This is a genomic window from Lactovum miscens (assembly GCF_014202895.1).
GTDB lineage: Bacteria > Bacillota > Bacilli > Lactobacillales > Streptococcaceae > Lactovum > Lactovum miscens.
The window spans coordinates 20,648-45,696 of the sequence record NZ_JACHHV010000001.1 but is presented as its reverse complement, the minus strand read 5'-3'; the positions used below and the strand labels follow the sequence as shown (position 1 = coordinate 45,696).

At 39.5% G+C, this 25,049-nt stretch carries 26 protein-coding genes and 1 pseudogene; all 27 read left to right on the top strand.

Annotation, left to right across the window (positions count from 1 at the left end; translation table 11 throughout):
* Positions 1-15 precede the first annotated feature (15 nt).
* The 27 genes and pseudogenes from HNQ37_RS00225 to HNQ37_RS08625 all read left to right on the top strand — a co-directional run bounded on the left by HNQ37_RS00225 (position 16) and on the right by HNQ37_RS08625 (position 24,732).
* On the top strand, positions 16-456 hold the full coding sequence (locus HNQ37_RS00225) for a MarR family winged helix-turn-helix transcriptional regulator (RefSeq protein ID WP_183538329.1): 441 nt from the start codon (positions 16-18) through the stop codon (positions 454-456).
* On the top strand, positions 456-1,382 hold the full coding sequence (locus HNQ37_RS00220) for a beta-ketoacyl-ACP synthase III (RefSeq protein ID WP_183538109.1): 927 nt from the start codon (positions 456-458) through the stop codon (positions 1,380-1,382). Before HNQ37_RS00225 ends, HNQ37_RS00220 begins: the two co-directional genes overlap by 1 nt.
* A gap of 87 nt (positions 1,383-1,469) precedes the next feature.
* Positions 1,470-1,694 carry an acyl carrier protein gene (locus HNQ37_RS00215; protein ID WP_183538107.1) on the top strand — a complete coding sequence of 75 codons (225 nt, stop codon included), beginning with the start codon at positions 1,470-1,472 and terminating at the stop codon, positions 1,692-1,694.
* Positions 1,695-1,817: 123 nt separating this feature from the next.
* Entirely contained in the window at positions 1,818-2,744 is a 927-nt protein-coding gene (fabD, locus tag HNQ37_RS00210) for an ACP S-malonyltransferase (protein ID WP_183538105.1), read from the top strand.
* Between the two features lie 72 nt (positions 2,745-2,816).
* Positions 2,817-3,548, top strand: coding sequence for a 3-oxoacyl-[acyl-carrier-protein] reductase (fabG, locus tag HNQ37_RS00205; RefSeq protein WP_183538103.1), 732 nt, complete (start codon positions 2,817-2,819; stop codon positions 3,546-3,548).
* An 18-nt stretch (positions 3,549-3,566) separates the two neighbouring features.
* Positions 3,567-4,787: a beta-ketoacyl-ACP synthase II gene (gene fabF, locus HNQ37_RS00200; RefSeq protein ID WP_183538101.1), complete on the top strand. Its 1,221-nt coding sequence runs from the start codon at positions 3,567-3,569 to the stop codon at positions 4,785-4,787.
* A 166-nt stretch (positions 4,788-4,953) separates the two neighbouring features.
* The gene (accB, locus tag HNQ37_RS00195) at positions 4,954-5,415 is read left to right on the top strand and encodes an acetyl-CoA carboxylase biotin carboxyl carrier protein (protein ID WP_183538099.1); all 462 of its coding nucleotides are present in this window, start codon (positions 4,954-4,956) and stop codon (positions 5,413-5,415) included.
* Positions 5,412-5,585: a hypothetical protein gene (locus tag HNQ37_RS00190; RefSeq protein WP_183538098.1), complete on the top strand. Its 174-nt coding sequence runs from the start codon at positions 5,412-5,414 to the stop codon at positions 5,583-5,585. The genes accB and HNQ37_RS00190 overlap by 4 nt, the downstream gene beginning before the upstream one ends.
* Positions 5,586-5,618: 33 nt before the next feature.
* Positions 5,619-6,059, top strand: coding sequence for a 3-hydroxyacyl-ACP dehydratase FabZ (gene fabZ, locus HNQ37_RS00185; RefSeq protein ID WP_183538096.1), 441 nt, complete (start codon positions 5,619-5,621; stop codon positions 6,057-6,059).
* 43 nt (positions 6,060-6,102) lie between these two features.
* Positions 6,103-7,470, top strand: a complete 1,368-nt coding sequence (accC, locus tag HNQ37_RS00180; protein ID WP_183538094.1) for an acetyl-CoA carboxylase biotin carboxylase subunit — start codon at positions 6,103-6,105, stop codon at positions 7,468-7,470.
* A 31-nt stretch (positions 7,471-7,501) separates the two neighbouring features.
* A complete protein-coding gene (gene accD / locus HNQ37_RS00175; RefSeq protein WP_183538092.1) occupies positions 7,502-8,365 on the top strand; it encodes an acetyl-CoA carboxylase, carboxyltransferase subunit beta in 864 nt (287 codons plus the stop codon).
* Positions 8,358-9,113 carry an acetyl-CoA carboxylase carboxyl transferase subunit alpha gene (accA, locus tag HNQ37_RS00170; protein WP_183538090.1) on the top strand — a complete coding sequence of 252 codons (756 nt, stop codon included), beginning with the start codon at positions 8,358-8,360 and terminating at the stop codon, positions 9,111-9,113. Before accD ends, accA begins: the two co-directional genes overlap by 8 nt.
* Positions 9,114-9,333: 220 nt before the next feature.
* The gene (locus HNQ37_RS00165; RefSeq protein WP_183538088.1) at positions 9,334-10,113 is read left to right on the top strand and encodes an ABC transporter ATP-binding protein; all 780 of its coding nucleotides are present in this window, start codon (positions 9,334-9,336) and stop codon (positions 10,111-10,113) included.
* Entirely contained in the window at positions 10,106-11,056 is a 951-nt protein-coding gene (locus tag HNQ37_RS00160; RefSeq protein ID WP_183538086.1) for an iron chelate uptake ABC transporter family permease subunit, read from the top strand. Before HNQ37_RS00165 ends, HNQ37_RS00160 begins: the two co-directional genes overlap by 8 nt.
* Positions 11,053-11,991, top strand: a complete 939-nt coding sequence (locus tag HNQ37_RS00155) for a FecCD family ABC transporter permease (RefSeq protein WP_183538084.1) — start codon at positions 11,053-11,055, stop codon at positions 11,989-11,991. Before HNQ37_RS00160 ends, HNQ37_RS00155 begins: the two co-directional genes overlap by 4 nt.
* A 79-nt stretch (positions 11,992-12,070) precedes the next feature.
* Positions 12,071-13,009, top strand: a complete 939-nt coding sequence (locus tag HNQ37_RS00150; protein ID WP_183538082.1) for an ABC transporter substrate-binding protein — start codon at positions 12,071-12,073, stop codon at positions 13,007-13,009.
* 171 nt (positions 13,010-13,180) lie between these two features.
* Complete coding sequence (locus tag HNQ37_RS00145; protein WP_183538080.1) at positions 13,181-13,369, top strand: hypothetical protein; 189 nt, start codon at positions 13,181-13,183, stop codon at positions 13,367-13,369.
* Positions 13,370-13,551: 182 nt separating this feature from the next.
* The gene (locus HNQ37_RS00140) at positions 13,552-14,844 is read left to right on the top strand and encodes a uracil-xanthine permease family protein (RefSeq protein WP_183538077.1); all 1,293 of its coding nucleotides are present in this window, start codon (positions 13,552-13,554) and stop codon (positions 14,842-14,844) included.
* Positions 14,845-15,017: 173 nt separating this feature from the next.
* Positions 15,018-16,595, top strand: coding sequence for a ribonuclease Y (rny, locus tag HNQ37_RS00135; RefSeq protein WP_183538075.1), 1,578 nt, complete (start codon positions 15,018-15,020; stop codon positions 16,593-16,595).
* 192 nt (positions 16,596-16,787) lie between these two features.
* Entirely contained in the window at positions 16,788-17,429 is a 642-nt protein-coding gene (gene gmk / locus HNQ37_RS00130) for a guanylate kinase (protein ID WP_183538073.1), read from the top strand.
* Positions 17,426-17,776 (top strand): DNA-directed RNA polymerase subunit omega, encoded by a 351-nt coding sequence (gene rpoZ, locus HNQ37_RS00125; protein WP_246415523.1) that lies wholly within the window; start codon positions 17,426-17,428, stop codon positions 17,774-17,776. The genes gmk and rpoZ overlap by 4 nt, the downstream gene beginning before the upstream one ends.
* Before the next feature lie 221 nt (positions 17,777-17,997).
* Complete coding sequence (gene purC / locus HNQ37_RS00120) at positions 17,998-18,705, top strand: phosphoribosylaminoimidazolesuccinocarboxamide synthase (RefSeq protein ID WP_183538070.1); 708 nt, start codon at positions 17,998-18,000, stop codon at positions 18,703-18,705.
* A gap of 78 nt (positions 18,706-18,783) precedes the next feature.
* Positions 18,784-19,026: a phosphoribosylformylglycinamidine synthase subunit PurS gene (gene purS / locus HNQ37_RS00115; protein ID WP_183538068.1), complete on the top strand. Its 243-nt coding sequence runs from the start codon at positions 18,784-18,786 to the stop codon at positions 19,024-19,026.
* Positions 19,026-19,724 carry a phosphoribosylformylglycinamidine synthase subunit PurQ gene (gene purQ / locus HNQ37_RS00110; RefSeq protein ID WP_183538066.1) on the top strand — a complete coding sequence of 233 codons (699 nt, stop codon included), beginning with the start codon at positions 19,026-19,028 and terminating at the stop codon, positions 19,722-19,724. The genes purS and purQ overlap by 1 nt, the downstream gene beginning before the upstream one ends.
* Before the next feature lie 71 nt (positions 19,725-19,795).
* Positions 19,796-22,009 (top strand): phosphoribosylformylglycinamidine synthase subunit PurL, encoded by a 2,214-nt coding sequence (gene purL, locus HNQ37_RS00105; RefSeq protein ID WP_183538064.1) that lies wholly within the window; start codon positions 19,796-19,798, stop codon positions 22,007-22,009.
* Positions 22,010-22,032: 23 nt separating this feature from the next.
* Positions 22,033-23,478 carry an amidophosphoribosyltransferase gene (purF, locus tag HNQ37_RS00100; RefSeq protein ID WP_183538326.1) on the top strand — a complete coding sequence of 482 codons (1,446 nt, stop codon included), beginning with the start codon at positions 22,033-22,035 and terminating at the stop codon, positions 23,476-23,478.
* A gap of 413 nt (positions 23,479-23,891) precedes the next feature.
* Positions 23,892-24,732: pseudogene (locus HNQ37_RS08625) on the top strand (IS30 family transposase).
* Positions 24,733-25,049: the final 317 nt, after the last annotated feature.

Sequence of the window (25,049 nt, the reverse complement as noted above, 5' to 3'; positions counted from 1 at the left end):
TCGACAGGAAATCTTATCGAATATGACAAAATCAATAATTACTTGACGGATATTTTTAATCGTGTCTTGGTAATTGAAGAAGATGCTCTGAAAAACTCAAAGTTTTCTGATTTGACCATCAAAGAGATGAATACCATCGATGTGATTGGCTCAAAAGGAACATCTATCGCTTCTGAAATTGCAGAAAAACTCATGGTTACCATTTCAACGGTGACCACGGCTGTGAATAATTTAGAACGCAAAGGCTATGTGACACGTGAACGGTCGGTCCGAGATCGCCGCATTGTCCATATTAGCTTGACCCGTAGGGGCGAATTGGTTTATCGTATTCATCGTAAATTTCATAAAGCCATGGTTAATCGTATTGTTCGTGGTATTTCTGAAGAAGATACAAAGATTTTGTCTGTCGGTTTGAAAAATCTGCATGAATTTTTAGAGGAACAACGAAAGAGATAATGGGATTTACTAAAATTCAAGCTGCAGCACATGCGGTACCCGAAAGAATTATGACGAATGATGACTTATCGTTGATCATGGAAACTTCAGATGAATGGATCCGTTCAAGAACTGGGATCCGCCAACGTCACATCGTTTCAGAAAATGAAACCACATCAGACCTAGCAACTGAGGTTGCAAAAAAATTACTAGAGAAATCTGGTTTTACGGCTGAAAGTGTTGATTTCATTATCATCGCAACAATGACGGCAGAATCAGTGATGCCTTCATCAGCAGCAAAGGTTCAATCAAATATTGGTGCTATCAATGCTTTTGCATATGATTTGACTGCCGCTTGTTCAGGTTTTGTCTTCGCTCTTTCACAAGCAGACAAGTTAATTGGATCAGGTGCTTATCACCGTGGTATTGTCATTGGAGCAGAAAGCATGTCAAAGGTTCTCGATTGGTCAGATCGATCAACCGCAGTATTATTTGGTGATGGTGCAGGGGGTGTTTTGCTTGATGATTCTGGTGAAAGCCCATTAGTTCTTTCGGAAAAACTTCAAACAGATGGATCACGAGCAGAAAAACTGACCTGTTCACCTATGTCACAAGATTTCCTGAAAATGGATGGTCGAGCAATTTTTGACTTTGCGGTCAGGGATGTTCCCAAAAACATTGTGGAAGTCGTCGGAGACAACGAAGTTGACTACTTCCTTCTTCATCAAGCAAATGAGAGAATTCTTGACAAAATGGCCAAAAAGTTGGGCCAACCAAGAGAGAAATTTTTGCAAAATTTACAAAATTATGGGAATACCAGTGCGGCAAGCATTCCACTTCTTCTGTCTGAAATGATGGAAAATGGAACTGTTTACCAAGGTCAGAGTTTGCTTATTACAGGTTTTGGTGGTGGACTCACTTGGGGCTCTATGCTCTTGCACATATAAAACGAGTAAAAGCTGAAAAAAATTCAGTTTTATAATATAATATTGGCATGTCTACTATATTTAGGGACAGAACAAAAGGAGAAAAAAATGGCTGTATTTGAAAAAGTTCAAGATATCATCGCTGATGAACTTGATAAGAACAAAGAAGACATCAAACTTGAGACTACTTTCGAAGCTCTTGATGCTGATTCACTTGATGTTTTCCAAATCATTAACGATATCGAAGATGAATTTGACGTTGAAGTTGATACAGAAGAAGACCTTAAGACAGTTGGGGATCTTGTATCTTACGTGGAAACTCACGCTAAATAAGAAATTCGGGGCGAATTTTGCCCCTTTTTCTCTGTTTAATAGTTTGAGAATCAAACCATTAAATCATTAGATTTTTAAGAAAATAAGAAAGAATGTAGACTTCGGTCTGCAATTTATAATAATATGACAAAAACTGCTTTTTTATTTTCTGGGCAAGGTGCGCAGAAACTAGGAATGGCGCGTGATTTGGTTGATAAATACGAAATTGTTGCATCAACCTTCGATAAAGCTTCCAAGCTTTTAGGTTATGATCTGCGTTCTTTAATTGATTCAGACGAAGAAAAATTAAATTTAACTGAATACACGCAACCTGCCATTTTAACGACATCTGTAGCAATTCTCCGTCTATTGGCCATGAATGACATTAAAGCGGATGTAGTGGCAGGCCTTTCACTTGGTGAATATTCGGCTCTTGTTGCAAGTGGAGCGCTTGACTTTGAAACAGCCGTTCAACTTGTTGCTAAGCGTGGCAAGTATATGTCTGAAGCTGCCCCAAATGGCGTTGGTAAGATGGTAGCCGTTATGAAAACTGATGCTTCATTGATTGAAAAAATCTGTGCCAAAGTAGCAGCAGAAATGAAGATGGTTGTGAGCGTAGCTAACTACAACACGCCTAGTCAGATTGTAATTGGTGGTGAAGTTGCAGCAGTAGATCAAGCCTGTGTAGAGTTAAAGGAAGCTGGAAGTAAACGACTGATTGAGCTTAATGTTTCTGGACCTTTCCATACAGCTTTACTCAAACCAGCTAGTGTACTTTTAGCCAGTGAGCTCGAAAAAATTAACTTTTCTAATTTTAGCTTACCTCTGATTTCTAATACTACTGCTAAAATCATGGTTCAAGATGAAATAAAGTCTTTACTGACGCGTCAAGTGATGGAACCGGTTCGTTTCTACGAGTCAATTTCTACCATGCAAGAACTTGGAGTGACGCAATTTATTGAAGTAGGTCCAGGGAAAACCTTGTCAAGTTTCGTTAAGAAAATTGTGGACGAAGCAAAAATCGCCAATGTTGAAGATTTAGAAAGCTTTAATAAGTTAATTCAAGCCTAATTTAGTTTTCGATTTGGAACTAGCCCGACGATTGACTTGCTGTGACAGATCAATATTGATAATGAGGAAAGAATGGAAATAAAAAATAAAAACGTTTTTGTAACTGGATCAACTCGAGGAATTGGTTTGGCAATTGCCACAAAATTCGCAGAGCTCGGTGCAAATATCGTAATTAATGGTCGTGGTCAAGTTTCGGAAGAAATCTTGACTCAACTTTCTGATAAAGGCGTTAAAGTGATTGCTATATCTGGTGATATTGCTAAATCAGAAGATGCTAAACGTATGATATCGGAAGCGACTGAGCAACTTGGTTCAGTTGATATCTTGGTAAATAACGCTGGCATCACCCGTGATGGGCTCTCACTCAAGATGACTGAAGAGGACTTTGAGGCTGTCCTTCACACCAATCTGACTGGCTCATTTAATATGACTCAAGCGGTCTTAAAACCAATGACACGTGCTCGTGCAGGAGCAATAATCAATATTTCAAGTGTGTCTGGTTTGATTGGTAATGCGGGTCAAGCGAACTATGCTGCCTCAAAAGCAGGTTTGCTTGGACTCACCAAATCAATCGCTCGTGAGGTTGCAGGACGTAATGTTCGAGTGAATGCTGTAGCGCCAGGGTTCATTGATTCAGATATGACAGCTGTTTTGTCTGACAAAGTGAAAGAAGCCGTGTTGGGTCAAATCCCAATGAAGCGTTTTGGTAAAGTAGAAGAAGTTGCCGAAGTGGTAGCTTATCTCGCTCAACAAGAATACATGACCGGTCAAGTCTTAACAATTGACGGTGGCATGGTAATGTAAGTCAAGGAGAAATAGAAGATGACAAATAGAGTAGTAGTTACAGGTTACGGTGTCGTATCTGCCATTGGTAATAGTATTGAAGCCTTCTGGGACAGTCTTAAAACAGGAAAAATTGGTATCGGTCCTATCACACACTTTGATGCCACTGAAACAGGAATTTCTGTCGCAGCTGAAGTAAAAGATTTCCCATTTGAAAAGTACTTTCAGAAAAAAGATGCCCGTCGTATGGACACTTTTAGTCTTTATGCAGTGCATGTAGCTCTTGATGCCTTAAATATGTCAGGAATTAATGAAGAAAATACCGACTTTGACCGTCTTGGCTGTATAATGGGGTCAGGTATTGGTGGCTTAGAGCAATCACAAAAGAATTCTCAAATAATCCTTCAAAAAGGTCCTCGTAAAGTTGCACCTCTTTATGTCCCACTTGCAATTGCCAATATGGCTACAGGAAATGTTGCACTTCGTACAGGTGCCCGTGGTGTCTCTCGCGCTGAGGTGACAGCCTGTGCAGCGGGTGCAAACGCAATCGGTTCAGCCTTTCGTGAAATCAAACATGGTTACGCTGATGCAATGATCGCAGGTGGTGCAGAATCTGCAATTTGTGAACTTGGTATCGCTGGTTTTGCTAACTTGACAGCTCTTTCTAAAGAGACGGATCCTAGCATTGCTTGTCGCCCATTTGATAAGAACCGTAATGGTTTTGTAATGGGTGAAGGCGCTGGTGCTTTGATTCTAGAAAGCCTTGAACATGCTCAAGCCCGTGGTGCGAATATTTTAGCTGAAATCGTTGGTTATGGTAACACAAATGACGCTTACCATATGACAACACCGTCAGGCATTGGTGCAGAAAAAGCCATAAAATTAGCGCTTGATGAAGCTGGTCTAACAGCAGAAGAAGTTGACTATGTGAACGCTCATGGTACTTCGACCCATGCCAATGAAGAAACTGAAGCAGCTGCCATCCATAATGTAATTGGTGATAAAGCGCTTGTTTCATCAACCAAGTCATTCCATGGTCACGCTCTTGGTGGGACAGGAGCAATCGAAGCGGTTGCAACGATTCTTTCAATTCAAAACAATTTTGCACCAGTTAATGCAGGCGCAAAAGAATTGGATGAAGGTGTGACGATCAATGTTGTCCTTGGGGAAGGTAAAGAAGCTGAAATTGATGTGGCCTTGTCACAAGACTTTGGTTTTGGTGGACACAATGCGGTACTTGCTTTCAAGAAATGGGCATAAGCTAATGAAATAGGTACTCTAAAAGCCTTCATGGATGAGGTCTCGATTTCATTTATGAAGGAACTTTTAATTATGGCCAACTTCAAGCCTTGATTCAAAAGTTGATTTTGAAATTGAAGTAAAGGTTAAGAATAGAAGTCAATCTATGAATTTATGAGGAATCAAAATGAATATTAATGAAGTAAGAGATTTGATGCGGGAGTTCGATGGGTCTAGCCTAAGAGAATTTTCTTGGAATAATGGGACAGATGCCTTGTCTTTTTCTAAAAACAATGTTGTTATGTCGGCCCCAATAGCTGTGCCAAATCCCATTGTAGAAGTTTCTTCAGTAGGACATACTCTTTCATCAGTTGAAACTAAGATAGAATCAAACTCTTCACCAGTTGAAGCTGAAGGAGAAATCCTGAAGAGTCCATTGGTAGGTGTGATTTATCTTAAATCAGCACCTGAGAAACCTGATTTCGTCAAAGTTGGTGACAGTGTTAAAAAAGGTCAGACATTGCTTATTATTGAAGCTATGAAGGTCATGAATGAGATTCTATCGCCAAAAGATGGTATCATTACTGAGATCTTAGTTTCAACTGATGAAGTCGTGGAATTTGGTCAAAGTTTAGTGAGAATTAAATGATCGTACTTATTATTACACTAGTCCTAATTGTTTTCGCGGCTTTTACACTTTGGACTCAGTTTCCCTTATTTTTCAAGAAAAAGCCAACTAACCTTCAAAAGAAATTAGAGCCAGTTGCCGTTATTGGACTGATCCTTTCAGTCATTGCAGCAGTTATCGCGACGTGGTAATAAGTTGCTGATATTCTGGTAATAAGGAGAAATATGACTGCAGTAAATATTGATGTTGTAAAAATCATGGAAGCTTTGCCTCACCGTTATCCTATTCTTTTGGTTGATCGTGTGATTGACATTTCTGAGGATGGAAATTCAATTAAAGCCTACAAGAATGTAACGATCAATGAAGAAATCTTTCAAGGTCACTTTCCACAAAAACCTGTTTTCCCAGGCGTTTTGATCATGGAAGCCTTGGCTCAAGCGGCTGGTGTATTGGAATTGTCTAAACCTGAGAATAAAGGAAAATTGGTCTTTTATGGTGGCATGGATAAGGTCAAGTATCGTCGTCAAGTAAATCCTGGGGATCAATTGATCCTTGAGGCGACTTTTATCAAGCGTCGTGGTAATGTTGCTGTAGTAGAAGCTGTTGCCTCTGTTGATGGAGAATTGGCAGCTAAGGGGATTTTGACTTTCGCGATCGGCGAATAATGTATTCTATTCATAAGTAATAGAGTAAAAAGGTTTACGAGATATGTTTAATAAAATTTTAATTGCCAATCGTGGTGAAATCGCAGTGCGAATCATTCGTGCAGCCCGTGAATTGGGTGTTCAGACAGTTGCAGTATATTCTGAGGCTGATAAGGAAGCTCTTCACGTTATGTTGGCAGATGAAGCAATCTGTATTGGCCCAGCCCGCAGTGCTCAGTCTTACCTCAATATGAACAACATTCTTGAGGCTGCGGTCGCAACTGGAGCTCAAGCCATTCATCCAGGATTTGGATTTTTATCTGAGAATTCAAAATTTGCGCGACTTTGTGAAGAAATGAATATCAAATTCATTGGTCCTTCTGCGGAAGTAATGGATATGATGGGTGATAAAATCAACGCTCGTGCTGAGATGATCAAAGCCGGTGTACCCGTTACACCAGGGTCTGAAGGAGAAGTCTTCACAAGCAAAGAAGCTTTAGAAATCGCAAATAAAATTGGCTATCCTGTGATGCTTAAAGCCTCAGCCGGTGGTGGTGGAAAAGGTATTCGTAAAGTTTCATCAGCCAATGAGCTGGTTGCTGCCTTTGAATCTGCCACTGCTGAAGCGACAGCTGCTTTTGGTAATGGTGCAATGTTCATCGAACGTATGATTAGTCCAACTCGACACATTGAAGTTCAGATTTTAGGCGATTCGTATGGACACATTGTTCACTTGGGTGAACGTGATTGCTCCTTGCAGCGTAATAATCAAAAAGTTCTTGAAGAGTCTCCTTCAATTGCGGTTGGGCATACACTACGAGATAAAATGACAGCAGCTGCTGTCAGAGCAGCTGCTCATGTTGGATACGAGAATGCTGGTACCATTGAGTTCTTGCTCGACGAAGCTAGTGGGAATTTTTATTTCATGGAGATGAATACCCGTGTCCAAGTTGAACATCCCGTAACTGAGTTTGTCTCAGGAGTGGATATTGTTAAAGAACAAATTCGCATTGCTGACGGTGAAGAATTGTCAGTCCGTCAGGAAGACATTCAATTCCGGGGCCATGCAATTGAGTGTCGTATTAACGCCGAGAACCCAAAATTCAACTTTGCCCCTCAACCTGGGAAAATTACTAATCTATTCTTGCCATCAGGTGGCGTGGGACTTCGTGTTGATTCTGCTATGTACACTGGATACACAATCCCACCTTATTATGATAGTATGATTGCCAAGGTTATTGTGCACGGCGAAAATCGCTTTGAGGCTTTGATGAAGATGCAGAGAGCTTTAATGGAGTTTGAAGTTGAAGGACTAACCACAAATATTGATTTTCAGCTAGAACTTATCGCAGATGCAAACGTCATTGCAGGTGATTATGACACCAGCTTTTTAGGAAACACATTCTTACCAAAATATTTAGCAGAAGATTGACTTTTCTTTTTTTGTAGAAAATGGAGGATAAATGGCTTTATTTGAACGTAAAAGCAAATACATTAAGATAAATCCAAATCGTCCCGCCTTGCCGACGACTTTGCCAGAAGTACCTGATGAACTTTTCGCACGCTGTCCTGCTTGTAAACGGACGATTTATAATAAAGACTTAGGAGATCACAACGTTTGTCCAAACTGTGGCTATAATTTTCGAATTTCTGCAAAGATCCGTTTAGCCTTGATTGCGGATGAAGATTCTTTTGAAGAACTCTTCACAGGCATCCAAAGCAGTGATCCCTTGGATTTTCCCAACTATCGTGAAAAAATTGCTGCGACTCAGGCTAAGACAGGACTCGATGAGGCTGTTTTGACAGGGCTTGCGACCATCTCTGGTACTAAGGTCGCCCTTGGAATCATGGATTCAACTTTTATCATGGCATCAATGGGTACAGTCGTTGGCGAAAAAATTACCCGCCTTTTTGAGTTAGCTACTGAGCAGAAGCTACCGCTAATCTTGTTTACTGCTTCAGGTGGTGCCCGTATGCAAGAAGGTATTATGTCTCTCATGCAGATGGCAAAAATTTCAGCTGCTGTCAAGCAACATTCAAAAGCTGGGTTACTATATTTAACTATATTGACTGATCCTACGACAGGTGGTGTTACTGCCAGTTTTGCCATGGAAGGCGATATTATCTTGGCAGAACCTCAAGCCTTGATTGGTTTTGCAGGTCGCCGAGTTATTGAACAAACAGTTCGTCAGACCTTACCAGATAACTTTCAAAAAGCTGAGTTTCTTAGGGCTCACGGCTTTGTGGATGAAATTGTCAAACGTGATCGCATGAAAGACAAAATCTCTTTGATATTGAAATTGCATGGAGGTCAGAATCATGACTGAGATTTCTGAAATTATAAAAAAGGCAAGAGCAGCAGATCGTATTTCCATGCGTGAGATTGCAAATAATGTCTTTGATGACTTCTTTGAATTGCATGGTGATCGTCAATATTCCGATGATAAGGCCATTGTTGGCGGTATTGCCAGTTTTGATGGTCAGCCTGTAACCATCGTTGGGATTCAAAAAGGAAAAAATTTAGAAGAAAATTTGGCAACGAATTTTGGTCAACCTTCACCAAATGGTTACCGAAAAGCTCTTCGCCTAATGAAACAGGCCGAGAAGTTTGGTCGCCCCGTTATCACTTTTGTCAATACTGCTGGTGCATATCCTGGTATAGAAGCAGAAGAGCGTGGCCAAGGTGAAGCCATCGCCCGAAACCTCATGGAAATGTCCGATTTAACCGTTCCTATCATTACCTTTATTACTGGTGAAGGTGGTTCGGGGGGTGCCTTGGCCTTGGCAGTAGCAAATAAGGTTTATGCGCTCGAAAATGCAGTTTATTCTGTGCTTTCACCGGAAGGCTTTGCAACCATTTTATGGAAAGATGGTAGTCGTCGTGATGAGGCTGCCGAGTTGATGAAGATGACTTCTGACAAGCTACTTGAAATGAGTATTATTGATGGTATCATTGGCGAAGATAATTTGGAGGCAAACCTTATTGCAACAATTCGTCAAGCCCTCTCAGAGCTTTCTGGGATGACAAAAGACGAACTTCAAAAAGCCCGTTATGCACGTTTTAGAAAATATTAACTTTTAGAAGATAAATATCAAGCTTTGTTGCATGCAAGTAATATGAATAAGCAGTTTATTAAAGGGATTTATGTGATCCTTTTTTTATTGCCATTTTACCTTAAAAAATTATGAATTTTGAAATTTTATCTTGTAATTAAATTAAGTTTGTGACATAATAAGCTAATATGTAAAACATGTTTTACATATTAGCTTTTCAAAATTCTTTAAAGGAAGAAATATGTATTTTGGTGCCGAAAATATTGCAGTGTCTTATGGAAAAAAACAGATATTGAAAAATGTTAATCTCACGATTGAGAAGGAAAAAACTACTGCAATCATAGGGTTAAATGGTTCAGGCAAGTCAACTCTTTTGAAAGCTTTGGGACGATTAATTAAGTTCGAAGGTGAAGTGCTTTTTGAAGATAAACCTTTGTCAGCTCGCACGGATAGGCAAATTGCTCAAATATTGGCATTACTACCCCAATCAGTTCAAGCACCTGCAGATATCACAGTTCTTGAATTGGTCAGTTTAGGCCGTTTTCCTCATCAGAAGCTTTTTCAGCAAGGATTGAGCAGCGAAGATAATACTTTTGTTGAACAAGTTATGCGTGAAACAAAAGTTTGGGAAATGCGTGATACTAAAGTTTCAAGCCTTTCAGGGGGGCAAAGACAACGTGCGTTTATCAGCATGATTTTAGCGCAAAATAGTGAAATTATCCTTTTGGATGAACCAACTACTTATTTAGACCTAGTACACCAGCTGGACATTCTTAGCTTACTCAAGGAGTTAACCAATCATCATAAAAAAACGGTGGTTTATGTGATTCATGACCTGAATCATGCGGCTCGCTTTGCCGACAATCTCGTTTTGCTCAAAGCTGGTGAAGTTATTGCAGAAGGCACGGTTGAGAAACTTTTCACTGAAGTTCAGCTGAAAGAATGTTTTGGTTTGGAAGTAACTTTGGGGAATGACAGTTTCACTAAAAGTTTGATGATTGCAGGAGTAAAAGGTGGCTAAAAAACGATTCACTCTGGTATTTTTTATCCTGCTTTTAACGGTTCTACTTTTGTCAGTACTCTTTTTACTCTTAGGCAATAAAAATTATAGTTTATCTGAAATAATGAGCAACAAAATCATCTTGCAATTACGCTTGCCTCGCTTGTTAGGTATTTATTTCACGGCTTTTTTATTATCGGTAAGTGGTTATTTGATGCAGATAATGACACATAACCCAATAGCAGAAATGTCCACTTTAGGAATATCTGGTGGTGCAAGCTTTGCCTTATCATTATTACTGACATTAGGTCTTACTACTAATGGGACTTTGTCAACATTAGCAGCTGCAATTGGTGCCTTTTTAGTACTTTCCATTGTAATGATTTTAACGGCAAGAACACATTTTCACCCCCTCAAAGTTATTCTTGTTGGAACTTCGGTTGGTCTATTTGCAACAAGTCTGGCTAGTGCTTTGACTTTTTCAAGCCATCGTAGTCAAGCATATTTTTTATGGATTGTCGGTTCATTTTCTGGACTAACTAATATGAAAGTTTTACTTATGGCTATTGTGAGTGTTATTTTCCTAGTTTTACTCATATTTTTTGCTCGACCTGTCCAAATGTTGGGATTGGGGGATGAGATGGCAACTTCATTAGGAGTTTCGGTCAACCGCGTTCGGATAGTTATCATGATTTTGGTGGCACTGGCCTCTGGTGTGACAGTTTCGACTGTTGGTGTCATTAGCTTTGTCGGATTAATTGCCCCACACATTGCCAGACGCTTTACTCGCTCAAAATTTTGGCAAACGATTATATTGTCAGCCTTAGCAGGTACTCTACTATTACTTTTGGCTGATCTGGCTGCCAGAAATATGTTTAAGCCTTATGAATTTCCGGCGGGAAGTTTAACCATGTTACTTGGTGCGCCATTTTTCCTTTGGATTATCGCTAAGGAGGCAAAATGAAGAAGAGATTCGTTATTTTAATCTTTGTGTTGTTTTTCTTGGCTGTAATTGATCTAACGCAATTTTCTAGCGACAGGCAGATATTGTCAATCTTGATTCCAAGTTTTCGTTTGCCAAGGTTGTTAGTTGTGCTTGCTGCTGGGGCGGCCCTCTCAATGGCAGGTTTCATCATTCAGGCGGTCACGGACAATCCCTTAGCAGATAGTGCAACGCTTGGCATAAGCTCAGGAGCGAGTGCTGGGGCGCTTGGATTCCTGCTTTTCTCAACTCAATTGAAGTTAAGTACTTTTTGGATTTTTTCCTATCCGATTTTTGCTTTACTTGGAGGAATACTTGCCTTTGTGTTGCTTTATGCCTTTGCCCTTCGAAAAAATGCTAGCTCTTTACGAGTATTGCTGACAGGAGTTGCCATCACTGCCTTTTTTCAAGCTCTTATTAGTTTGGCACAATTGTCTGTTAACAGCTTTGATTTTCAAAATGTTGTTGTCTGGCTATCCGGTGATGTATGGCAAACCGATTTGACATATTTGTGGTTGTGTCTACTTTTACTTATGATTGCCTTTATAATCTTGCCCTTCTTCCAAAAGAAGATTGAGATTCTTTCATTAGGTGAGGAAATGGCAATGAGTCTTGGACTTCAGGTTAATAAGACTAAACTTCAGCTCTATGGATTAGCACTTTTTTTCTCAGTGATTGCCGTACTGTTAGTTGGTGGCTTGGCATTCATTGGACTGATTGCGCCACACATCGCTCGGGAATTGGTAGGATTTAAATCAAGACGGAGAATACCAGCCACCCTTTTATCGGGAATGATAATTCTAGTATTTTCAGATATTCTTTCTCAGATCATGCTTGCCCCCTCAAGTTTGCCTCTTGGGATTGTAGTGGCTTTTATTGGAGCTCCATATTATATTTACCTTATTCAAAAAGTTTGAATAATTTTATGACAATATATTATAAAATTCACCTATTAACATGTTTATTTACAACTTAAAATTATAAAAGGAGTTCACTTTGAAAAAAGTATTTAGCACAATGATCGCCATAGCGACATTATTGATTCTCACCGCTTGCGCTGGCCAAACATCTTCAAAATCAACAACTAGCTCAAAAATGGTCACTTTTCAAGCCCTCAATGGAAAAATTAAAATTCCAGCAAAACCACAACGTATTGCTGTTCAAAATTATCCGGATGAAGTCGCATCACTTGGCGCAAATGTAATTGGTACTGATTCATGGGCATTCCCAAATCCCTATCTTTCAAGCAATCAAAAGAAAAATATGATTGACTTGGGTGCTCCAAAATTTAACTTGCAAAAGTTAATTGAACAAAAGCCAGATTTGATAATCACTGTTGATAAAGACCAAGTAGCTGATTATCAAAAAATCGCTCCAACGGTATTGGTTAATTACCAAGAACTTTCAAGTATGAATAAGTCTCTTGATTATTTTGCGAAGTTACTCAACCGAAAATCAGAAGAAGCAACATTTAAAAAAGCCTTCACAAAATCAGCAAATGAACAAAAAGTTATACTAAGTAAAGCGGGTATAAAGCCAAGCAAAACCACAATTTCATTGTTGGAACTTCAAGGAGGAAAAATATATGCTTATGGTGACAACTTTGCTCGTGGCGGTCAAGCACTCACGACTGGTCTAGGTTTTAAGGAATCTGAGAAAATGCAAAGCCTTTCTAAAGGAACTGGTTATGCAGAAGTGAATGCTGAAAGCTTGGCTTCCTTTGATGCAGATTATATATTTGTCGACTATGCCGCCGCGGATCAAGCTCAATTTACTGCTTTGGAAAATAACCCAACTTGGAAAAATCTTAATGCAGTGAAAAAAGGCCATATCGTGAGTATGGATTATAACAAAGTATATTTCTTTTCGGGGCCAACTGCTAGCCAAAAAGAATTATCACTTTATACTAATGCCATCATTACTGCAACAAAATAAATCGTGAAAAAGATATAGCTAGAATGTATCAGCTAAGCAAGTTTAACCTACTTTGACCCATTAATGAATTTAGATAGAGGTATGTTATAATGATCGAAGGATGGTAGGAGAATTATTCTTAGAACATGTGAAAGATTTTCTTTTTATCTAAATTAAATATAAGGATTTGTTATGAAAGTAAGTCTCAATGGCCTAGGCATCTTTATGATTGTACTCGGCGTTCTCGTTCTCGTTCTCGGAAGCTCCTATCCTGGTTTTTGGATTTATAGTTTAATTCTTATTATTGTTGGTCTTGGGTGGATGTTTAAAGCTTTCACAAGTAGGAATGATAATGATAAGAAGAATAAAGATAAAAGATAAACACTTTTGAAATAGATGATAATATCCGAACATTCATAAAAGTTTATTCAAAGTTCATAAAAAACTCTGGCAGTTATCCAGAGTTTTTTGATAAACTAGTAAAAATGTGCGTAAGAAGGAAAAGTTAGACAGTCTTCCAACTTTAACAATCTACAACATTTTAAAAAATTTTAGGAGGCCCCATGAAAAACAATGAAGTTATTTTAGACGTATACGACCGTCCAGATGTAAAGCTCTGGTTTGGTCTTTCATTCCAACATCTCTTTGCAATGTTTGGCTCAACAGTTCTTGTGCCTATTCTTGTAGGTATTAATCCCTCTATCGCACTTTTATCATCTGGACTTGGAACTTTAGCTCATATGTCAGTTACCCGTTTTAAGGTTCCTGCTTATATGGGCTCTTCTTTTGCCTATATTGCAGCCATGCAGCTTTTGATGAAGCAAGGTGGTATGCCTGCTATTGCACAAGGTGCTATGATTGGTGGTTTGGTCTACTTAATTGTTGCCATTATCGTTCGTTTTATCGGCCGTGACTGGATTGACAAAATTTTGCCTCCTATTGTTGTTGGACCCATTGTAATGGTTATTGGACTCTCGCTTGCCCCAACAGCAATTAATGATTCAATGTTTGTTGGTGCAACCCCAACAGGAAAATATAGTCTTGCCTTACTTGCCATCGCTCTTATTACAGTATTCTCAATCATTATATTCAGTATCTATGGAAAAGGTTTCTTGAGTGTTGTTCCTATCCTTATAGGTATTGTGGTGGGCTATATTGCTGCTATTCTTATTGGCATGGCAACTGGAACAAAGATTGTTGACATATCTGGTGTTGCAACTGCTAACTGGCTTCAACTTCCACCAGCTCATATCATTTTTGTGAGCTACAAGTTTGGCTTCTACCCATCTGCTATTCTTACTATGGCACCTATCGCTTTCGTTACTATGACAGAACATTTTGGACATGTGATGGTTTTGAATTCGTTAACAGGGCGTGATTTTTTTAAAGAACCAGGTCTTGATAAAACATTGGCTGGTGATGGCGTGGCTCAAATTTTGGCTGGTGTCCTCGGAGCTCCACCTGTCACATCATATGGAGAAAACATTGGTGTTATGGCGATTTCAAAAATTCACTCAATCTATGTTATCGCTGGTGCAGCAGCTCTAGCGGTTTTGGTAAGCTTTATTGGAAAAGTCTCAGCCCTTCTTATCTCAATACCTGCACCAGTTATCGGTGGTGCATCAATTGCCCTTTTTGGTGTAATTGCAGCTAGCGGTTTAAAAATAATCGTGGAGAACCAGGTTAATTTTGACTTGAAGCGTAACCTCTTAATCAGCTCGGTTGTGCTCGTTGTCGGAATCGGTGGTATGGTCTTAAATATAAGCTACGGCACTCACAATCTTCAAATTTCATCTGTTGCACTTGCAACATTGATGGGAATAATTTTGAACTTGATTTTACCGAAAGAAGACTAATTAATAAATATAGAGATTGTCTATTAAAGTACCAAATGTATCGGAAACATTTGAAAGTGGTTAATGTATTATTGGAAGCGGTAATATTTCTGGTAATATGTTACAATGAGTCTGTATTTGCCAAGCATTTACAGATTTTTTTATACTTATGATGAAAAGGATGATAGATTAGATTGAATGATGTAACAAACATTATTCTGTTAGCCCTTTTAATCGTATTAGCCGTAGCTTTTGTAGCTTTGTTACTACGTAGTCACAGTTCACTGTTGAAGCAGCAACAACTGGCTGAAGACGCCGATAATAAAGCCAAAGAATTAATGACAAATGCTAAACGTGAGGCAGAAAATCTCAAAAAAGAAGTAGAGATTTCTCTAAGTGATGCCAAGCGTAAGCAAAGAGATGAGATTGAAGCAGAATTTAAGGATGAGCGCAAGGAGTTAAAAGATACAGAAAAACGTCTTGCCCAACGTGAGGAACAGTTGGATCGCAAAGATGATTTGCTCACTCGCAAAGAGCAAAGCCTTGATTCTAAAGAGTCAAATCTGCAAAAGAAAGTCGATACGATTAACAATCGCGAAGCAGAATTAAGTAAAGTTGAAGAAAAAAAACATGCTGAACTTGAGCACGTGGCTCAACTTTCAACTGAAGATGCCAAAAATATATTATTAACTGAAACTCGTGAAGGCTTAAGCTTTGAGATGGCGAATATGATCCGCTCAGCAGAAGAAAAAGCCAACCGCGAAGCTGATAGTAAAGCAAGAAATATTATCTCACTGGCAGTTCAACGCTTGGCTTCTGAGTCAATTGCAGAACAAACAGTAACAGTAGTAGCATTACCTGACGAAGGAATGAAGGGACGTATTATTGGTCGTGAAGGCCGTAACATTCGTACCTTTGAAGGCTTGACAGGTGTTGATGTCATTATTGATGACACGCCAGAAGCTGTCGTTCTTTCAGGTTTTGATCCAATTCGACGCGAAATTGCGCGGATGACCTTGGAACAATTGGTCAAAGATGGGCGCATACATCCAGCTCGTATCGAAGAGTTGGTTGCAAAGAATCGTAGAGAAATTGATCGTAAGATTCGTGAATATGGTGAAGCTGCCTCCTTTGAGGTTGGTGCTCATACTCTTCATCCGGATTTGATGAAAATTATGGGACGTCTGCATTTCAGAACTTCCTTTGGTCAAAATGTTTTAGATCACTCGATTGAAGTTGCTAATCTTGCTGGACTGCTGGCTGGCGAACTCGGTGAAAATGTTGCTCTTGCAAAACGTGCGGGTTTCTTGCATGATATAGGTAAGGCACTTGATCATGAAGTCGAAGGTAGCCATGTCGAGATTGGTACTGAGCTCGCTCGTAAATACAAGGAGAATCCGGTCGTGATTAACGCGATTGCATCCCACCACAATGATACGGAGCCAACTTCAATCATTGCAGTGCTTGTTGCTGCGGCAGATGCCTTGTCATCAGCGCGTCCAGGTGCTCGTCGTGAGTCGGTTGAGAACTATATCAAACGTCTTCAAGATCTTGAAGCAATATCAAACAGCTACACTGGAGTTAAGTCTGCTTATGCTCTGCAAGCAGGTCGTGAAGTTCGGGTCATGGTTCAACCTGACAAGCTAAATGATAATCAAATCATTGTACTTGCACATGATATCAAGGACCGCATTGAGAAGGAGATGGATTACCCAGGCAACATCAAGGTGACTGTTATCCGTGAGACCCGTGCGACAGATGTTGCGAAATAAGAATTTAATAGAAGCACTTTTTGAAGTGCTTTTTCTATCCTAGTCTCTTTCAAAAAAGTGATATCGAGAAAAACACTATTTAGAGTTGCCTCAGATGAAAGATAACTATTGTCAGAAAATTAACAGTTTCATTACATTCTATTGATTTTCAGAAACTGTCCTGTTATACTAGAAAAAGATTAGGAGAATGAAATGAAAGAACGTGGCTTATTAATTGTCTTTTCTGGCCCTTCCGGTGTTGGAAAAGGAACAGTCAGAGCAAAGATTTTTAACAGTCCAGATATTAATTTAAAATATTCAGTTTCTATGACAACACGGGCACAACGTCCAGGAGAAGTGGATGGTAAGGATTACTATTTTCGTAGTCGCGATTACTTCGAGGAGACAGTTCGTGAAGGGCAAATGCTGGAATATGCTGAATATGTAGGAAATTATTACGGGACACCTTTACGTGAGGTAAATCGAATGCTTGATGAAGGCTATGATGTCATGCTTGAAATTGAAGTTCAAGGTGCCTTGCAAGTCAAGGAAAAAGTTCCAGATGGAGTCTTTATTTTTCTTACTCCTCCTGACCTATCTGAGTTACGTCACCGTCTAACAGGTCGTGGAACCGATTCTAAAGCCGTGATCGATGAACGTATGATAAAAGCACGTGAAGAAATCCATATGATGGCTGCTTATGACTATGTGGTGGAAAATGATGTGGTGGATTTAGCTGCCGAACGTGTTAAGAAAATTATCCAAGCAGAGCACTTCTCCGTTGATCGTTTGATTGGTAAATATGAAGCGATGCTTGAAGAATATAAAGTAGAAAAAGAGGTAACAAAATTATGATGCTACGCCCGTCAATCGATGCACTTTTAAACCGTGTTGATTCTAAATACTCACTCGTTGTCCTAGAAGCCAAGCGTGCCCATGAACTCCGTGCAGGTGGGCAGCCTACTATGGAATTTAAGTCTGCTAAGGCTACTCTTCGTGCCTTAGAGGAAATTGAAGCTGGTACAGTGACTATCCACCCAAATGCTGACCTTAAACGTCAAACCTTGGCTCAAAAAGAAGAAGTTCTTCACCTTTACAAGATGGAAGAAGAACGTCGCATCAAGGAATTAATCGCTCAAGAAGAACGTGAAGAAGAATCTAAATCAAGAGGTAACAAGTCAGAGACTGCTAAAGAAAAATAAGGTTACTATCGAAAAAGAGTTGCATATGTCTTCTCTTTTTTTGGTTAAATAGGAAATTCAAGTAGGCATATCTACCTTCTCTATTTTTCAAACTTAATTAAATTCCGAACGTTTAGCTAAAACCGAACATAAGATAGAAAAACTGTAGTAATATTTTGCTAGAGCTTTTTTTATGTTATCTGAAAGTCTAAAATTAAACTATAGAAAGTTGAGGTTAATAAGTGGAAAAAGGAGCTTTGCTTTACGAAGGTAAAGCTAAGAAATTGTATGTAACAGATGATCAGGAAGTACTATGGGTAGAATATTGTGATCAGGCAACGGCTCTCAACGGCTTGCGCAAAGAGAAAATTAATGGCAAAGGTGAGTTGAATAACCAAATTACTTCACTCATATTTGAAAAATTAAATGCCGAAGGTGTAACAACACATTTTATTAAAAAGATTTCAAAAACCGAACAACTAAATAAAAAAGTTTCAATTATTCCTCTTGAAGTGGTCCTGAGAAACGTTGCCGCAGGCTCATTTTCCAAACGTTTTGGCATTGAGGAGGGAAAGATTCTCTCAGATCCGATCGTTGAGTTTTATTACAAAAATGATGATTTGGATGATCCTTTTATTAATGATGAACATGTCAAATTTTTAGGAATTGCAACTGATGAAGAGCTTGCCTTTTTGAAGGACGAAACACGTAGAATTAATATCCTTCTCAAAAATATCTGGTCTGAAATTGGCTTGACCTTGGTTGACTTCAAACTTGAGTTTGGCCATCTGGAAGATGGTACGATTATCCTCGCTGATGAGATTTCTCCTGATACATCACGTCTCTGGAATGCTGAAGGCAACCATATGGACAAGGATGTTTTTAGACGTAACATTGGTGATTTGATCACAGTTTATACGGAAGTTTTATCAAAATTAGAGGCAATTTAATTCTATTAGACATATTCTCAATAGCCCCCCTAAACAAAGAAAGGAAAGGGAGCCTGCTAGGACTCCCATTGTAATATCATGACGAAAGTACGCGTATACGTTTCTTATAAGGCTTCAATCCTTGATCCCCAAGCTCAAGCAATCAAAGCAGCCACTCACAAGATGGGCTATAGCATTGTTGAGTCTCTTAATGTGGGTAAATATTTTGACTTTGAACTTGATTCTGAAGCCAATATGGCAGAAGAAAAGGTTGCTGAAATTGCAAATGAACTTTTAGCTAATCCTAATATGGAAACTTATAAAGTTGAGGTATTAAACTGATGAAATTTGCCGTAATTCAATTTCCAGGTTCAAATTGTGACTTTGATTTGCTTTGGGCAATTCGCGATATTATGGGAGTTGAAGCTGAATTCGTCTGGCATGATGAGAGATCACTTACTGGGTTTGATGGAGTTTTAATTCCTGGAGGCTTCAGCTATGGTGATTATCTTCGTTGTGGTGCAATTGCGTCATTTTCAAATATCATGCCTGAGATCAAACGTTTGGCATCAGAAGGCAAACCTATTTTCGGTACTTGCAATGGTTTTCAAATTTTGGTCGAATCTGGTCTCTTGCCAGGTGTTTTGATTCGCAATGATAGCCTGAAGTTTGTTTCAAAATGGCAGGCTTTGCAGGTTGAAAATAACAAGACAAAATTCACTTCTGAGTATACTAAAAATGAGTTGATCCACTTACCAATTGCACATGGTGAAGGACAATATGTGGCTGATGAAGATATTCTAGCTGATCTAAAAGCTAACAATCAAATCGTTTTCAGCTATGTGGAAGGAAATCCAAACGGTTCGATTGAGAATATTGCTGGAATCATCAACAAAACTGGTAATGTACTTGGCATGATGCCTCACCCAGAACGTGCGATGGAAAAACTACTCGGCAGCAATGATGGTGTAAAAATGTTTGCCTCAATTTTGAAGAATTTTGTTGAAAAAATTGAACCTATCGATAGAGTTAAACTTTGACTCGCATTATCTTTGTATTGTAATGATTTAGCTCAAGCTGGAATCACGTTAAAATAACTCTAGGAGAAATAATGACTGTAGAATTGTCACCAGAAGAAATCAGGGATACTAAAATATATCGTGAATGGGGACTGACTGATGAAGAATATCTTAAGATTAAGGAAGAAATTCTAGATGATCGCTTACCCAACTTTACTGAAACTGGTATGTATGCAGTGATGTGGTCAGAACACTGTTGCTATAAAAACTCAAAACCAGTTTTGAAGAAGTTTCCCACCACTGGACCTCAAGTCCTTATGGGACCAGGTGAAGGCGCTGGTGTTGTTGACATTGGAGATAACTTAGCCGTCGTTTTCAAAGCTGAATCACATAATCATCCAAGCTATGTTGAACCTTATGAAGGTGCTGCGACGGGTTCAGGAGGGATTATTCGTGATATTTTTTCAATGGGGGCCCGCCCAATTGCAATTCTTGACAGTTTACGTTTTGGCCAGATTGATAATCAGAAGACCCGTCATATTGTAGAGCAAGTTACTGCTGGTATTGCTGGTTACGGCAACTGTATTGGTATCCCAACTATTGGTGGTGAAGTTGCCTTTGACGAATCCTATGCAGGTAATCCATTAGTGAATGTTCTTTGTGTTGGACTAATTGAGCACAAGCATATCCAAAAAGGTCAGGCAAAGGGGATAGGCAATAGTATTTTTTATGTTGGCGCAAAAACAGGACGTGATGGCATCCATGGTGCCTCATTTGCCTCCAAAGAATTCGGCTCAGGTTCTGAAACTCAACGTTCAGCCGTTCAGGTAGGTGATCCGTTTATGGAGAAACTCCTTCTAGAAGCTTGTATCGAAGTTATCCAAAATCATGGGGATATCCTAGTTGGAATTCAAGATATGGGTGCTGCAGGCCTTGTGTCATCAACTTCTGAAATGGCCTCGAAAGCTGGATCTGGTCTTAGCCTTAACCTTGATAATGTGCCACAACGTGAAACTGAAATGATACCGTATGAGATGATGCTCTCGGAGTCTCAAGAGCGGATGGTTCTTTGTATCAAGAAGGGGCACGAGCAAGAAATAATTGAACTCTTCAAGAAATATGATCTTGATGCGGTAAACATAGGTGAAGTAACTGATGACGGGTTCTATACTCTCTTTCACAAGGGTGAAATGGTTGCTCATGTGCCTGTTGATTCACTTGCTGAGGATGCACCTGTTTATTACCGTGAGGCTCAAGTCCCTGCCCGTATCGCGGAATTTGCTCAAGTTGAAAAGTTCATACCTGAAATTACAGACAGCACAGCAACTTTAAAAGCTTTGCTCGCACAACCAACTATTGCTAGTAAACGCAGCATTTATGAGACTTATGATTCACGTGTTATGACTAACACAGTGGTTGCACCTGGATCTGACGCAGCCGTTTTGCGTGTGCGAGGAACCAGAAAAGCCCTCGCAATGACTACCGACTGCAACGCTCGGTATCTTTATCTTGATCCAGAAAAAGGTGGCGCAATTGCTGTGGCTGAAGCAGCGCGTAACATTGTTGCTTCAGGTGGTAGACCGCTTGCTATTACTGATTGTTTGAACTTTGGTAATCCTGAAAAGCCAGAACAATTCTGGGAACTAACAACCGCAGTCGACGGTATTTCACGTGCCTGTCTGGCTCTTAATACTCCAGTAATTTCGGGGAATGTCTCACTGTACAATGAAACTAACGGATCTGCCATTTTACCAACGCCAATGATTGGGATGGTTGGCTTGATCGAAAATACTGACTATATCACCACTCAAGTATTTAAGGCTGCAGGTGATGTTATCTATCTTATTGGTAAAACTGGCGACGACTTTTCAGCCTCAGAAATCCAAAAAATGATTACAGGTCAAATTTCAGGTACAATCGACTTTGACCTTGGTGCTGAGAAAAAGAACCAAGAATTTGTACTGACTGCCATCAAAGCTGGGCTTGTCAAGTCTGCTCATGACCTTTCAGAAGGTGGCCTCGCTATCGCCTTGGTGGAATCTGCCATGGCCGGTGGATTTGGTGTGGATGTGACTTTCACTGGGACTGAACCTCAACTTTTTAGCGAAACACAGGGTCGTTTCATCTTGTCAGTTGCAACAAAAGCAACGATGGCTCTTGAAGATTTGGCTACAGAAGCAGGACTTGAGCTTGCCAAGCTCGGTACCGTTACTAATAATGGGAAACTCCGCATCAACACAATCACTGTTGCGACCGAGGAAGCTGTTTGCATCTATGAAGGAGCCATCCCGTGCCTAATGAATTAAAAGAAAAGCACTTAGATCAAAGTATTGACCTGACAGCTGAAGAATGGGTCCATTTTGAAAAGAAATCTCTCAATGAAGAATGTGGCCTCTTTGGCGTCTGGGGACATCCGGCGGCGGCACGTCTGACTTATTTCGGTCTACATGCCCTTCAACATCGCGGTCAAGAAGGCGCAGGCATTCTGGTTAATGACAACGGGATGATGAAGCGTCACCGTGGTCTCGGTCTCGTGACCGAAGTCTTCCGTGATGAAAAGGATATTGAGAAGTTGACAGGATCAGCCACTATCGGACATGTCCGCTATGCCACAGCTGGTGGCTCAGATCTTAACAATATCCAACCCTTCCACTTTGACTTCCATGACGGCGCTCTGGGTCTTGCCCACAATGGCAATCTTACTAATGCCACCACTCTACGATGTGAACTTGAAAAATCAGGCGCCATCTTTTCTTCAAACTCAGATACTGAGATACTCATGCACTTGATCCGTCGTAGCCATCACCCAGAGTTCATGGGGCGTGTCAAGGAAGCATTGAACACTGTTCAAGGTGGCTTTGCATACCTCATCATGACCAAGGATTCCATCATTGCTGCCCTTGATCCAAATGGCTTCCGTCCATTATCCATCGGTAAAATGAGTAATGGCGCTATTGTTGTTGCCTCAGAGACCTGTGCATTTGACGTTGTTGGTGCCATATGGATTCAAGACGTTCAACCAGGCGAAATCATTGAGATCAATGACAAGGGTATTCATGTTGAGCGTTTCACGGAAAAAACCAACACAACGATCTGTTCAATGGAGTATATTTACTTTGCCCGCCCCGATAGTAATATTGCTGGTGTCAATGTTCACACAGCTCGCAAACGCTCTGGCAGAATTCTCGCTCAAGAAGCTAGAATTGATGCAGACATAGTTATAGGTGTACCAAATTCTTCACTCAGTGCCGCTAGTGGCTATGCAGAAGAATCTGGCCTACCTTATGAAATGGGATTGATCAAGAATCAATATGTTGCTCGCACCTTTATTCAACCTACTCAAGAACTCCGTGAGCAGGGAGTTCGTATGAAGTTAAGCGCAGTCCGTGGAGTAGTTGAAGGGAAGCGCGTGATCATGGTTGATGATTCAATCGTTCGAGGTACAACTAGCCGCCGTATTGTTCGTCTACTAAAAGACGCTGGTGCAACTGAAGTTCACGTAGCCATTGCAAGCCCAGCGATAAAATATCCCTGCTTCTACGGAATTGACATCCAAGATCGAGATGAATTGATTGCAGCTAGTCATACAAATGAAGAAATATGTGAAATTATTGGTGCTGACTCTCTTAACTTTCTCAGCCAAGATGGTTTAGTTGAAGCAATTGGCCACGATAAGCTCTGCCTCGCATACTTTGATGGAAACTATCCAACTCCGCTTTATGATTATGAAGAGGAGTATTTAGATTCATTGCGGAAGAATGTTGTAAAATTATAAATACATTAAAAGCAAGGTCAGTTTTATAAAATAATGACTTTGCTTTTTTATATTCTTTCTGGTTTAAAAGTGAGTTGAATAATGAAAATATTGCTCGTATTTCAAAATTTGTAAATTAAATAATATAGATTTAGACTTATTGAAAATGAGTTCAACTAAACGCTTTATTACGGGGAAGAAAATGGCTCAGAAAATTAAAAATAGTGTTCTATTTTAAAAACCTCAATTGTTAGATATTAAATATAATCCTTAAATATAAATATAAATATAAATATAAATATAAATATAAATATAAATTGAGAAATTTTATAATCGGCAAATTGTAAAATTAGTTTAGCCACTTAAAGAAAGCAAAAAACACCTGAATTTCTTATACTTGAATTTGAAAGAAGACAAGTAGAAAAGGAATTCAGATGCAAGGTTATTTTGACACAAAAGGCAAAGAACTTACTTATTCAGAACGTCAGTTGATTGAGCGTTGGCACAACAAGGACAAGCTAAGTGTAACCTTCAGATTTCTCAGCGTTTAAATAAAGCCCCTCAGACGCTCAATAATGAGCTTCATTTGGGGGAAATTCACTTAAAAATAAAGACAAAATACTCTGTGCATCATGCACAAGAACATCGCAGAGCCAATAAAAGTCACCGTGGTCGTTATTCTTCAAGAATTGACAGGTGATTGTTCTTCGAACACTTTATCACGGGGTGGACAAAGGCTGGCACGGTGTAAAATGCCATAGCTTACTTTATCCCCACTATAAGAAAGTAAAGAAATTTCGAAAAACACAATCCAAGCGCCTGTATTGCTTGTCCATTGACCAACGTCCTGAATGAAGAGATTAACCAACTTGAAGCATTTGGACATTGGGAAATCGATACGGTACTTTGACGCTCACAGAGAGCCAAACACGGTTTGAAAGCATCCGTTTAATTTCGGATAAGTCTGCTCAATCCGTCAACACGGCGCTTTTAACACTTCAATAGAAGATTCAGTTCAAATCCCTCACGTTGGATAATGGACGTGAATTTGTCAGTTTACATGAGACGGTTGCTTGTCCTGTGTACTATTGCCATGCCTATGCGAGCTTTGAGTGTGGAAGCAATAAGAATCATAATCGTATGATTTGACGCTTTTTACCCAAAGGAACAAAACAAACAACAGTTCAGACTTTTGCCAAAATTGAGACCTGGATGAATCGTTATCCAAGAAAAATGTCAAGTATCAGACACCACTTCAGATGTTTAGGGGGCTAAATTAAATTTGTAATTTGCCAAATTTAAATTTTATAATTGAGGAGTAATTATCTTAATAGCTTAGACTTGCATAAAAACTTATGTGGGTAAAATAGGCATAATTCTCAATGTTAAGAAACTAGTCCATAGCTATAGTTTTCAGGTGCTTTATAAATTGACTAAATACAGGCAAAATTTTGAATAATTTTCAAAGCATGGTAGTTTATTCTGAAGAGGTTTATAAAACATTTAGATTCAGATACAATTGTGTGATTTGTATTTTGCAAGGCAATCTGTAACTATGGCATCAAAGGTAGATTTGTACTTTATTGGATATA